The sequence below is a fragment of the Enterobacter cloacae complex sp. CARB60 genome (assembly GCF_036487345.1).
Lineage (GTDB): Bacteria > Pseudomonadota > Gammaproteobacteria > Enterobacterales > Enterobacteriaceae > Enterobacter > Enterobacter asburiae_D.
Window position 1 is genome coordinate 4,597,479 of the sequence record NZ_JAZKLC010000002.1, and the last position, 12,208, is coordinate 4,609,686.

Genomic DNA, 12,208 nt, shown 5'->3' on the forward strand with positions numbered 1-12,208 from the left:
TCGTCCTCTTAGTTCTGTAATTCTTTGCTGACCGGCAGGTTTTCAAACTCCTGCTGATTGCGGCGCGCGCCCTGCGCCAGCTCGCCCATGATTTTGGTCAGGAAGGGGGTTTTCAGCGTGTAGTAGCGTTTGGCGATGATGGCGCTCAGCACGTAGCAGACCGCCGGGGCCAGGGTAAACAGGCCGATAATAATGCTGATGGTCGCGCTGTTCTGGGTTTTGGCTGCCGCGTCGTAGCCGCCGCCTGCCAGCATCCAGCCGATCATCGCCCCGCCCAGCGCCAGGCCGAGCTTCAGCACGAACAGCGTGCCCGCAAAGCTGATGCCGGTCAGGCGCTTGCCGTTGGTCCATTCGCCGTAGTCGACGGTATCGGACATCATCACCCACTGGATTGGCGTCACCAGCTGGTGCAGCACGCCGATGACGAAGATAAAGGCGAACATCAGCACGGTGGCGTGCATCGGGACGAAGAACATCGCCACGCTGACCACCGCCAGCGCGGCGTTGGTCCACCAGAAGATGCTGACCTTGCACTTCCAGTCGGTGAGCGGTTTCGCCAGCGCGGAGCCGATCAGGTTGCCAACGCAGTAGGTGGTGAGGAACGCGACGAACACCTCCGGCGAGCCCATGATCCAGGTGCAGTAATACATCATCGCGCCTCCGCGCACGCAGACGGCGAGGATGTTGAGGATGGTGAGCACGCCGACGATGCGCCACTGGTCGTTGTGCCAGATGTCGCGCAGGTCTTCCCGCATGGAGGTGGTGCTCGGCGGCACCTGGATGCGCTCTTTGGTGGTGAAGAAGCAGAACGCCAGCATCAGGAACGCGACCACCGACAGCACGGCGATCCCGCCCTGGAAGCCGAACGCCTTATCGTCGCCGCCAATCAGGTTCACCAGCGGCATCATCAGCACCGTGGAGAGCATGCCGCCCGCGGTCGCCAGCACAAAGCGCCAGGACTGAAGGGAGATACGCTGCGTCGGGTCGTTGGTGATCACGCCGCCGAGCGCGCAGTACGGGATGTTGACCACGGTATAGAGCAGGGTCAGCAGGGTGTAGGTAACGGCGGCGTAAATCATTTTGCCGTTGAGGCTGAGGTCCGGCGTGGTGTAGGCCAGCACGCAGACGATACCGAACGGGATGGCACCAAACAAAATCCACGGACGGAACTTGCCCCAGCGGCTGCGGGTGCGGTCGGCAATCAGCCCCATGCACGGGTCGGAGATCGCATCCAGCGCGCGCGCCAGCAGGAACATAGTGCCGACAAACCCGGCGGGAATGCCGAAAATATCGGTGTAGAAAAACATCATGTAAAGCATGACGTTATCAAAAATGATGTGGCTGGCAGCGTCTCCCATGCCGTAGCCAATCTTCTCTTTTACTGACAATACTTCGCTCATCTTTTTTATCCTTCACGCTGTAGGGGGCGCTGAGACCGGTTACAAAGTTTTAAACCATTGTTTCAGGAGCGGGTATTGCGTTTTCTGGTTAGCAGATTACGTTTCTTGTTTTTTGTGATCGCGGTAAATGTTGAGAGCACGAGGGGCTAACATGAGGATTTTCTTAGGAATTAACTGAAACAGGGGTGTACAGGTCAAAAGAGAGGTGAAAAAAGTGGTGTGGGGTATGTGGTAAATGCCTGAAAGTAGCTATAATGCGCCCCGCCTCCATGTAGCAATCGAGGCGCGGAAGATCGTCATCTCCGGTGAGGTGGCTGGACTTCAAATCCAGTTGGGGACGCCAGCGTTCCCGGGCAGGTTCGACTCCTGTGATCTTCCGCCAGATTTTCTCTCTATTAACTAATTAAAAATTAGTTTTCAATCAAATATTCAAAGTAATCAACTCTCTGTCGTCACTTTGGTTTTGCTGCTCATCAGGGCTGATGGACTTTAGATATTGCATTACGGAATCATTTTCCAGAAGTGAACGATAAAGTACAAACTCCCAATTACTTCGTGCCTCATGTAAATCATGCTCCGAATATCGTGCATGAAGAACTTGCTCAATATTGAAGTTTGTGTTTTTTAACTTCCTAATCCATTTTTTTATTTCTTTATCGCAATAAACGAGGATTCTTTCTTTAACTTTAAGAGATATTATATGCAATATGATCGCTCTTTGTTCTTGCACATTATCCGTTCTAGTTGAAAATTTCACCTGAAAATTAACCTTACCCTCATCCAGTGAAGAAATTATTTCTATAATAACATTATCAAGAAGTGTTGAATAAAATGGATGGGCAAACATAACTAAATCATTTTCTTGGGAAAAGTATTTATTACTTTTTATCGGTGCACATGACCGACATTGTGGAACTAAATTATTTGGATATATAGAATATTCAGCAAGCTTATCTTTTGGTATAAAATGGTCTAATGTATCCGGAATAGTTGGATTTCCACAGTATGGGCAAGATGTCAATGCATGCTCACGTCTTTTAGAAATCAAAAGCTCTTTGAGCCTTGAAGTGGGATAGTTGTATAAATCAATAAAATGTTTTTTTAGGTCGCTATTTGCTTCAGATGAAAATATACTTTCGGGTAGATTGTTATCCAATCCATTGACAATATAAACATAATCATTATATTTTTCGCATATTTCTTTTTTTAATGTAGGTAATGAGACCTTTCTAGCCTTCTTACAAGCAAGGCCTAAATTCAACCATATTTTCTCGTCCTGCGTCAGTAATGCTTTAATAATTTTCATTTGCACCACCTTAATTAGAACTGTTTATCTTAGAAGCTAAGTATACCAACCCTTCGTCACCAATTTTATGCGATAACTTATCCAAATTTTCATTAAGACTTAACTTTTCATCCATAATATCATCAATCTCATGTTGATATGGTTTCTTTATGGAATAATCATCAAAAATCTCTCCAATTATTTCTTCTAAGGATTCTCCGTATGTTTCTATATTAGGACGATCAATCATCGTGCCAAAGGTAGCTTCTTTTAAAACATGAACACAATTTCTCTGAACTTCTCTTGCTATCAATGAAGAATGAGTAGCTATAATTGCATATGATTTTCTGTTTTTAAGTATAGTTTTCAACATTTCAATTAACCCAATCTCTAATGCTGGATGTAAATAAAGTTCAGGCTCATCTATTATAATTAATGTTTCATCTTGAATTTCTGACACTATTGATGGAATCATAAAAGAATAAATTTGTTGACCAGAGCTTAGTTTTATTTCTTCCCCATTATTTAGAAAACTGGCTCCTGCTTGGTAATTAATTTCTTCATCTTCATTGTTAAAATTAATTTTGTCACCGCTCATAGTTACATCTATATTTTTATTTTTTATAGTTTTAAATCTTATGGTGTCAAATTTCATTGATAATGAGAGTGTTGAAAAAATCGTTTTAAGTTTTCCTTGCCCACCTTCCGCCCACCACGCTACATCTCTGTCATATTCAATAGAGTTTAAAATAGATTTGGCTGAAAACGAAGTCGGCCATTCTCTATCAAATTGCCCTTCAACATTCCTAAAGCCTATGTAAGTATAATCATTTATTGATAATGGATTGTCATGGATATTTATCGGGTTTTGTAAACCATATTTGACAGATAAAAGTTCAGATAACTCTCTATTCGTATTGAAACTCTCAAAAGGAGAATAAGAGACTACGATTAATTTATTAAACAATGGCTTAGATCTTGCTGATTTTAGACCAGTAATGACATCACAAACCTCTTTAAGTATGTGTGTTTTTCCTAACCCATTTTTACCTATAATAAGATTAATTTCTCTAGGTATATCATTCAATTTATTAAATGAAAGAGTAAATGGCTCAAAAGAATCGCCTAAATCATTTAATGCGATTTCAATAACCCCATTAATCTCATAACTACCCATGGCAATTTTTGTGCCGTTTTTAAGTATAGACTTACTGCTTGAATTATCCCTATAAAAACGGCTAGTAAACCCATACCAATTTTTATAGAGATTCAAATTATCCTTGTAGTAGCTAACATCACACAATCTTTTTAAAATATTTATTGCTTGTTGTTCTTCAAAAAGACTGGCTATAGCCTTGTAATATTCAATGTTATTCGGCATTGATACTATCATTTTGGGTCGAAAAAGTTTTGTCACATCGTAAATTTTATTTCCTTCAATATGGTTACCTTCCTGTTCGAAAAACTCCCTCATATTTCGACTGTCTGGAGATAATACCATTACATTTCCAATCTTTTTTGCTAAATTCTTAGATTTCACATAATATAATTGGAAGTTTATAGCCAAACCACCTTCTTTATTTCCTTTTTTCTCAGGATATCCTAAATTATCAGGAAGAAAGTGCAGACCTATATAATATTCAAACCCATACCAATTGGAAAAATAAATTTTCATTCATTATCCTTAACATTTTATAAAAAGCATTAATATCTAATTATAATTTTGGAACAATACCTTTCCTAATCAACTCATTTTTAGCAATAGTTTTTATCCAATTCCCCAAACTCATCCCTGCATCCTTTGCTGCAGCCTCAAATTGCGCCTTCAACTCAGGCGTAATACGAATCTGAAAAGTAGGTGCTTTGCCGGATTTAGATTTGTTAGGGTCACGTTTAGCTGTTGACATGTACGTACCTACAAGAGCAAGATATCTTCACTGAGGTACGTACCTTAACATACGAAAACCTCAAATTGAAACGCTCTCGCCAGGTACTCGCAATACCGGACGAGAGCTAACCTCACCAACTATCAAGGAGTTGATTATGGCTGATTCGCATTCTACCCCAGACACCGACCAATCCGGAACCGAGCGTTCGTTAATTGTGGGATATCGCCCGAATGTTTTCGACAAGTCCACGCCGAAAATCATCCTTTCCGGCAAGTGGCTGCGCGCAGCGGGTTTTGATACCGGACAGCAGGTTACGGTAAAGATCATGAAAGGATGCATCGTTCTGGTGGCCTATAACGAGCAGGAACAAAGGATTCTGGACGATTACAAACGCACTAAAGCAAAGTTATGCCAGATAGAGAGCACGCTGGCGAGCCTGCAATTATCATAACCGTTCCCGTTGTTATCAAGTTGGCTGCTGCATGCAGCCAACATAAAAAACAATATGGAATGCCAGATTTCTTCCATAACATCCAAAACGCAATCGAACCCAACATGTAATGCTAACTTACAAGTTCAATATTTGATGACATTCATCATTTCAATACCTGATGCTATGTTAACTAACGATGGCAAAGAGATCATAATTCAACGTTATAATTTCAAAAAATCTATCTAAGAAACTAATACATCGCAAAGAGCAATGTTAAGTCCCACTCCAATATTTTATTTGCTTTTCTATTTTGAAATGAAAGTCACAATTTAAATCCATAATGAAGAGTAGTTTCCCTCAGTCTATAAAAGGAGATTGAGATGGCTATACCTGTTTACTTATGGCTCGAGGATAATTCAGGCCGGAGGATTAATGGATCTGTCGATATTAAAGATCGCGAGGGTTCAATAGAAGTGATTGAATTTATGCATTCTATAGAACAGCCTATAGATAAATTCTCCGGAAAAATTACTGCAAAACGTATTTATAGTACCTATTCATTCATGAAAGAGATTGATTCATCATCCTCTTATCTATACAAAGCCTTGTGCACTGGGCAAACACTAAAAAAGGCAGAATTCATATTTTACAGGATAAACCATAACGGTCTTGAAGAGGCTTACTTTAAGACAACTTTAGAAAACGCAAGAGTTGTTCAAATTGAACCTATCATGTTTGATATTAAACATCCGCAAAACGAACACTATACACACCATGAATATGTAGATATGACATATGAAAAAATCACATGGCACTACATTGATGGAAACATCATTCACTCTGATACCTGGAAAGAACGCGCTTAAGGAGAAAGTATGTCCTAGGAATATGATGTAAAAGAGCATAAATTTTATCTGGATGGTGTCTACCAATTTGATGCAGATTACGCAGGTGCAAGTGGTTACAAAAACGATCCGTCACAAGAATGTGTAAAAAACAGCGGACCGCTGCCACGAGGTACCTACACTATTGGGTCCCCTCATAATTCAGCCCACACTGGGAAATATACTCTCAGCCTCACACCCTATTCGACAAATGATATGTGTGGTAGGGACTCATTTAAAATACATGGTAAAAGCAGTTTGCACCCTGACGACTCTTCAGAGGGCTGCATCATTGCTCCTCTGAGTGCCAGAAGGAGTATCTGGAAAAGCAACGATACGGTATTGATTGTCAAATGAAGCGTGTATTTTGTTTATTGCCATTACTCGTTGCAGTCAGTTCGCACGTCTCAGCAACTGAAATGACCGGCTTCGCGACCCAGTATTACGATGAAGACGGATCGCTGACGGAAATTTCAACAACAATGCCCCTTACCCCAATCATCACCATCGGTAAGAAAACCGTGCAAATGGAGGTTACTCATCTGGCAGACATCTCCAGCACACCAGTTAACAAAGACAGTTCCGCACGCTGGGTCTGCCTTCATGACGACGATGATACGAATTACTGGTTCATTTCTGATAACGAAATGGGTGCAGGATTGTTAACTGCGCTAGTTATAGCCAAAGATGGCATCCATGAAGAGTGTGCTAAAACAACGGAACCTGTCAGAGTATCAGTCGCTAATGTTCCATTATTAAATGCGACGCATGGCAATTTAGTCGCATTGTTCGGCGAGAAAGAGACCGCCAAAAAGAAAGCGATGCTTTTTTATCAGGAGACGCCAGCACAGAATGGATTCATCCAGAGCAATACGGTCTCTTATTACTTCGATGGCGAAAAAGTGCGTGGCGTAATCATCGGGCAAATTACCAGTAACTAGCTTGCAGACTCCCTCTCCAGAGGGAGAGGGCGTTAAACCTGCCCACCCAACCGCATATGCAACAACGGAAACGGATTCCCCTGCCCGTCCAGTTCCGAGCGTCCGACCTGCTCAAACCCCATATGGCGATAAAACGCGACGCCCTGCGGGTTCTGCTCGTTCACGTCCACCTCGTTCGCGCCAAACTCTGCGATGGCGTGTTGCAGCAGCAATTTCCCGACGCCCTTCCCCCGGCTCGCGTCGTCAACGAACAGCATTTCAATGCGGTTTTCATCCACGCCTAAAAAGCCGTGAATAACACCTGCGTCATCGCGAGCGATCACGACCTTGAGGTTAGGCAGGTAGGCGTTTAGCAATAACGGGCGCAGCGCCGCAATATCGCTTTCCTGCAAAAAGTGATGGGTGGCGCGGACGGAGGATTCCCAGATCGCGACCAGACGTTCGAAGTGTGAGGGGAGTGCGGTTTCTATTTTCATGGGGGGATCATGTTTGGAAAATCCTACTAATGCAAGTCACTCTGTGCGGCCTGTTCCCCCTCACCCTAACCCTCTCCCACGGGGAGAGGGAACCGATTGTGCGGTTTATCACCCCACACCGTTCGCGCTAAACCCTAATCTCCATCACCGCGTACACCCCGTCCTTCGGCACTATCACGGTGACGTTTTCCGCCGGCACGCCCGCCGCGAGGTGAATATCCTGCAGCTGCTGTAACGACCTCGGGTGAATATCCTCCCAGCCGATACCGCGCAGCACAAAGTCAATTTGCGGGCTGCTGGTGAGCATGTTCGACACAATCACCGCGCCGCCGGGCTTGATCAGCCGCAGCGCGCGCTGGAGAAAAATCACCGCATCGGTATCGTTGAAGTATTCGAAAATCCCCAGCGCGTCGACCAGTTCGGCCTGATGCTCGCCCAGCTCCAGCAGCAGGTCCTCGTTACGCACCAGCGTATGGAGCAGGTTGCGCCTGAGAAGTGTCAGCTGTTCGCCCACCACAATGCCTTCCTGCGCCGCCATGGTTTCGGCCCAGCTGAGCGCCACGGGGTCTTTGTCTACCAGCGTGAGATACACCTGCTGGCCGTCGAGCTTTGCTTCGCGCAGCGCCTCCAGCACCGGGATAGCGGCACCGCCCGCGAGGCTGACCCAGTTGTTCTCGCTCTCATTATGAATGTACTTATCCACCAGCGCGGCCAGCACCCTGGCGCGGGAGCGCACGCCAACCGCATCGTTAGCGTGGATAAACCACTGGCGGCTTTCGCTGTCCATTTTGGTGCCGTCGGGCAGGCGATCTTCCAGCGGGTTTTGCACCACAAACAGCGCCAGCGCGGAAGGGACAAGCCGGGTTCGCCACGCGGCAAGCGCCGGGCGGTTGCGGAAGGCCTGTTCGGAAAAGCGGTTCTGGGGAACCAGCACGGCCTGCCCCCCTTCGTCGTATTCCACCCTCGGAGGCCGGAGCGCTGGCTCGGCTTTCAGGGCGCGGTCAAGGGAGGCGATCTCGCGGGCAGCGTCGTCTTTCATCGGCCACTGGTCGCTGACGTCGGGAAATGACGCGCTGAAAATCGTCATATTTTCCGGTGCATCGCCGCGAAAAGGCTGCCAGTTCATGTCGTCTTCCCTCCGTTAGGCTTTTAACGGAAGTCTATCCAGGCGGGCCAGTAATACCCTACGAAGAAAGCACGAAATCGGCACATCAGTTCTGCGACGCGCGCCATACTCCCGGCGTACAGCCGTACTCGATCTGAAAATGACGAATAAAGTGGGCGCAGTCGCTAAACCGCATCCGTCGCGCAATATCCGTCACGCTTTGCTGAGAGTTTTTCAGCAGCCAGCAGGCATAGCGCAGCCTGGCGCTGCGAATAAATTCCCGCGCCGTTTTGCCAAACTCGGCGTGAAACAGGCGGTTGAGCTGACGTTCGCTCAGCTTGACGTCCTGAGCGAGCCTGGCGGCGTTCAGCGGGTGAGTCAGATATTGTTCGACGATCGTCACCGCCCTGCGCAGCCGTGAATCGGGGATCATGGCGATATTCGCGGGCCGTGGCGTGGCGTCATCATGCGGAGAAAGAGACAGCCGCCGCGAGGTGATGGCCGCAACGTCGTCTCCCCCGTGGGTGCGGATCAGCGACGTCACCAGGGTAAGCGTTGAGATCCCACCCGGGCAGGTCAGCACATCACCTTCGTCGATAAAATCGAGGCCTTGCTCAGCATAAACCTGCGGGAACCGCTGCGTGAAAACGCCATGATGATGAGGATGAATCGAGGCGCGACGCTCGTTCAGTAAGCCTTCCTTCGCCAGAATAAAGCTGCCGGTACCAATACCTATCAGGGGAACGTTGTTGTGATGAGCTTCCGAGAGAAACGCTCTGTCGCCACGGTGTCCCTGGTGAAGATACTCCAGACCTCCACCGATCACCGCAATGTAGTCGAAGTCGCCGGGCGGTGAATGGGCGGCTTCGGGCCGCACGCTGATCCCCGAGCTGCTAACTATCGGTAAATCGGGATAAATACTTATCAGGCTGAGTTTAAAGCGTATTTTCTGGCTACGCTTCTTGACGCTGGATGCAATGCGTAACGCCTCTAATAATCCTGAAAATGCGAAAAGCGAGAACTGGGGCCACAGGAGTAACCCCATATGCAGGGATTTATTCCGTGCAGGCGTCATTCTGACGCTATCATCAATTAAAGTTTTCATTAACTTGCCGAAGAATAATAATTACATTATCGCAACATTATTGTTGCTGTTATATTTCCCTAAGATAGGTCCTGGCTGTTAAATCAAGCATAAATGATGTCCGCAAAAATTAAAAACATTTATCCCTGTCGCTATCCGTTTTTTGACGTGTGGCACACATAGGTCGGTAATGTGCCCAGAATAAATAAATAATTCTCATTCTGCTGTTTCTTAATACGCATATAAATGTTTTTATTCGGATAGATAAAAAATAAGGGCTCGTACTTCTCCAGCCAGCTGTCGCTGATGTTGTCGTCCGGAAATTTCATATTGCGTATGGACGTTAGATTATAGACGCTGTCTTTGCGTTCAATCTGAAAGAAAATTTTGCGATTCAGGGTCTTCGTTGGGTCGCTTTTCACCTGGCCGTTCATACTGAGTATTCCGCTATTACCCTCCACGGTGTAATTCAGCCACAGAGAGAGCGTCTCATCACGGTGATGTTGAATAAAGTTCACCTGACAGGCAAAGGGCTGGATGTAATGGCGATGCCAGAGGTAATACGCCGCCACGACAGCCCCCAGCAGCAGGCACAGACAGAGCGCAACGAGCGTTTGACGGTAGCGAACCATACTAGCGATCCTCTATAAAATAATCGGACATACAGCGGTTGGGTTCCGTCATCGGCCTGTCACAGCGAATGACCGACGCGCGAGGCAGCAGCGTGTAGCCGCTGACATATACCCAGGGGTAGTTCGCGCACTGGTCCTTAAACGGGGTGGCATAGGCCAGGGCTTTATCCCGATCGCGTTGCGTTTCAATATCGCGAGCAAAATAGAGCTGACACTCGCCCATCTTCATCGCGAAGCGGTATCCGTCCACAAAATAGCTGTCATGCAGCAGGTTATGGCTGATAACGCTCACGCCAGCCAGTACCAGCAATACCACCAGCGCGCCCGGCAGCCAGAAGCGGCGTGTCGAAACCATCGGAGCGACAGTCTCTTCGCAGACATCCGGAACAGCGCATTCTTCCTCTGCAGCCTGCGGCTGCATCTCTTTAATAGTGATTTGCGTATCGCTTGCGAGCGTCAGTCCAATGCGCGGGATAGTCACAATCGGATCGGTTTCGAAACCCACCTTCTTCAGCCCTTTACGCAGAATAGAAATGTTCTGGTAATAGGTATTAGGCGAAACCAGCATCCCCCGGCGCTGCCAGACAATATCCATGCACTCCTGTTGAGTCACAATACTTCCGACTCGTTCTATTAATAACAACAAACAGCGGCCCGCCGGGGAATTTAATACCACCACCCGGTCAGGATTGTTGAGATCGCGTAATGTGCTGGCGGCTGGGTGAAACTCTACCAGGCCATTAATAATGTAATGCTTATGCATAGAATGGGCTAAATACCTCCGGTCAACACCTGTTACTACAGTAGAATCCCTTCACGGTTAACCTGCGTATCCCTCGCCTGTGTAAGGATTAATGTGACGGATAAATGCGCAACTGTATATCCTGGCACCTGGCGAAAAATCTTATTTTTCCTTTCTCTTTATCTGACTGACCTGAAGTTTTCTTAACCGCCATTTAAAGCCGTCTTGACACTGACAAAACTCGACAAAGGTGCCCGTTGAACGCTTTAGCCATCATTGTCTGAATTATTCAGCATGCTTAATTTGTTTTTTTAACAAAAAGCAGAGAGGAAGCGCTCTGCCAGCGTGTTTCGAAATTACGAGTAATTCGAAAGCTGTCGTCTTAATTAACAATTTCGGCACGAAACTGTTAGCCACCGTCAGTAACAACCCGCCTCGCATGACGTCACCAGACTATTTCCTTACAAAACATTTATTAAAGCTAACTTTTCAATAAAAACTACCGGTATGATTATTTACAGGCAGATAAGCAAAAGCCGGTTTAGCGAGGAGAAATTGACGCTACACCTAAACTGCACTTAAAACAAATTAAGATTAATTCAGGTTACCTCTTTTACGCCCTGAGTATAGTGGGCTCACACCGTGCAATGCTTAATTGCTTCGAAAATACAGGCATCGTTCTGCCAGACAGACGAGTCTCATTACAATTATAAATCGAGGGAATGACATGGCGAATAAGCTCAACAACACACGTCATTTAAATATCGCGCTATTGGGTGGAGATCACTTTGCGCGTCTGGGGATTGCTGCGTTATTAAAAAATATTGCCCCGACTATGCAGATTACAGCATCAATCGATGATTACGCGGCGATCGAAACGATACTAACGGCTGCACCGGTAGATGTGATTTTTTTATCCGGCACGGAGAAATATCACGCGGGATATGATTGCCTGAAATATATCAGGAAGATGAAAGTCCTCTATCCCGGCGTACTTATTTGCATGTATTCCGCACCGGCGAATTCCTGGCTGTGGATACGCGGTGAAATAGACGCCTATATATCGCTGCAGGAGCCGCTTTATCACTGGCGAACCAGCGTATTAAAGCTGGTCGATAGCCGTTATCGACCCAAAAAGAAACCCACGGCGTTATCGCTGACGCCGGGCGAATGGCGAGTATTGAAGGAACTACGAAAAGGTCTGGATATGCGTTACATCGCCGAAACAGAGCAGCTTTCTTACCGTCGTGTCAGCGCGTTAAAAAGCTCAGCGATAAGAAAACTCGGGCTCAGGAACAAGACAGATTTGCTGGTCTTTTTAACCAGTTAGACCTGCT

The 12,208-nt window shown here is 46.5% G+C and carries 14 protein-coding genes and 1 tRNA gene; 6 read left to right on the forward strand and 9 right to left on the reverse strand.

Going from position 1 to position 12,208, the window contains the following annotated elements; translation table 11 throughout:
• Nucleotides 1-8: 8 nt before the first annotated feature.
• Nucleotides 9-1,400 carry a glycoside-pentoside-hexuronide family transporter gene (locus tag V4835_RS23100; RefSeq protein WP_198886717.1) on the reverse strand — a complete coding sequence of 464 codons (1,392 nt, stop codon included), beginning with the start codon at nt 1,398-1,400 and terminating at the stop codon, nt 9-11.
• Between the two features lie 287 nt (nt 1,401-1,687).
• Here V4835_RS23100 and V4835_RS23105 point away from each other — a divergent pair.
• Nucleotides 1,688-1,782 (forward strand) — tRNA-Sec (locus V4835_RS23105).
• Nucleotides 1,783-1,821: 39 nt separating this feature from the next.
• On the opposite strand, the gene V4835_RS23110 is transcribed toward V4835_RS23105, so the two are convergent.
• From V4835_RS23110 to V4835_RS23120, 3 genes are read right to left on the reverse strand one after another with little or no spacing between them, the layout of a single operon-like run.
• On the reverse strand, nt 1,822-2,706 hold the full coding sequence (locus V4835_RS23110; RefSeq protein ID WP_331413889.1) for an HNH endonuclease: 885 nt from the start codon (nt 2,704-2,706) through the stop codon (nt 1,822-1,824).
• 10 nt (nt 2,707-2,716) lie between these two features.
• Nucleotides 2,717-4,360, reverse strand: a complete 1,644-nt coding sequence (locus V4835_RS23115; protein WP_331413891.1) for an AAA family ATPase — start codon at nt 4,358-4,360, stop codon at nt 2,717-2,719.
• Between the two features lie 40 nt (nt 4,361-4,400).
• Nucleotides 4,401-4,592, reverse strand: coding sequence for a toxin-antitoxin system HicB family antitoxin (locus V4835_RS23120; RefSeq protein ID WP_131634643.1), 192 nt, complete (start codon nt 4,590-4,592; stop codon nt 4,401-4,403).
• A gap of 136 nt (nt 4,593-4,728) precedes the next feature.
• Here V4835_RS23120 and V4835_RS23125 point away from each other — a divergent pair, with 136 nt between their 5' ends.
• The 4 genes from V4835_RS23125 (at nt 4,729) to V4835_RS23140 (ending at nt 6,832) form a co-directional block, all read left to right on the forward strand.
• Nucleotides 4,729-5,025, forward strand: coding sequence for a SymE family type I addiction module toxin (locus tag V4835_RS23125; protein WP_182931378.1), 297 nt, complete (start codon nt 4,729-4,731; stop codon nt 5,023-5,025).
• Nucleotides 5,026-5,387: 362 nt separating this feature from the next.
• Nucleotides 5,388-5,873, forward strand: coding sequence for an Hcp family type VI secretion system effector (locus tag V4835_RS23130; protein WP_331413892.1), 486 nt, complete (start codon nt 5,388-5,390; stop codon nt 5,871-5,873).
• A gap of 48 nt (nt 5,874-5,921) precedes the next feature.
• On the forward strand, nt 5,922-6,248 hold the full coding sequence (locus V4835_RS23135) for a tlde1 domain-containing protein (RefSeq protein WP_309258363.1): 327 nt from the start codon (nt 5,922-5,924) through the stop codon (nt 6,246-6,248).
• A complete protein-coding gene (locus V4835_RS23140; protein ID WP_331413893.1) occupies nt 6,245-6,832 on the forward strand; it encodes a hypothetical protein in 588 nt (195 codons plus the stop codon). Before V4835_RS23135 ends, V4835_RS23140 begins: the two co-directional genes overlap by 4 nt.
• A 32-nt stretch (nt 6,833-6,864) precedes the next feature.
• Here V4835_RS23140 and V4835_RS23145 read toward each other — a convergent pair whose 3' ends face one another.
• The 5 genes from V4835_RS23145 to V4835_RS23165 all read right to left on the reverse strand — a co-directional run bounded on the left by V4835_RS23145 (nt 6,865) and on the right by V4835_RS23165 (nt 10,892).
• Nucleotides 6,865-7,308: an acetyltransferase gene (locus V4835_RS23145; RefSeq protein WP_331413894.1), complete on the reverse strand. Its 444-nt coding sequence runs from the start codon at nt 7,306-7,308 to the stop codon at nt 6,865-6,867.
• Between the two features lie 127 nt (nt 7,309-7,435).
• The gene (locus tag V4835_RS23150) at nt 7,436-8,434 is read right to left on the reverse strand and encodes a class I SAM-dependent methyltransferase (protein WP_331413895.1); all 999 of its coding nucleotides are present in this window, start codon (nt 8,432-8,434) and stop codon (nt 7,436-7,438) included.
• An 85-nt stretch (nt 8,435-8,519) separates the two neighbouring features.
• Nucleotides 8,520-9,518, reverse strand: coding sequence for a GlxA family transcriptional regulator (locus V4835_RS23155; protein ID WP_331413896.1), 999 nt, complete (start codon nt 9,516-9,518; stop codon nt 8,520-8,522).
• A 131-nt stretch (nt 9,519-9,649) separates the two neighbouring features.
• Entirely contained in the window at nt 9,650-10,129 is a 480-nt protein-coding gene (locus V4835_RS23160) for a hypothetical protein (RefSeq protein ID WP_331413897.1), read from the reverse strand.
• A gap of 1 nt (nt 10,130) precedes the next feature.
• Nucleotides 10,131-10,892 carry a winged helix-turn-helix domain-containing protein gene (locus tag V4835_RS23165; protein WP_331413898.1) on the reverse strand — a complete coding sequence of 254 codons (762 nt, stop codon included), beginning with the start codon at nt 10,890-10,892 and terminating at the stop codon, nt 10,131-10,133.
• 706 nt (nt 10,893-11,598) lie between these two features.
• On the opposite strand from V4835_RS23165, the gene V4835_RS23170 reads away from it, so the two are divergent.
• Entirely contained in the window at nt 11,599-12,201 is a 603-nt protein-coding gene (locus V4835_RS23170; RefSeq protein ID WP_331413899.1) for a helix-turn-helix transcriptional regulator, read from the forward strand.
• Nucleotides 12,202-12,208 lie beyond the last annotated feature (7 nt).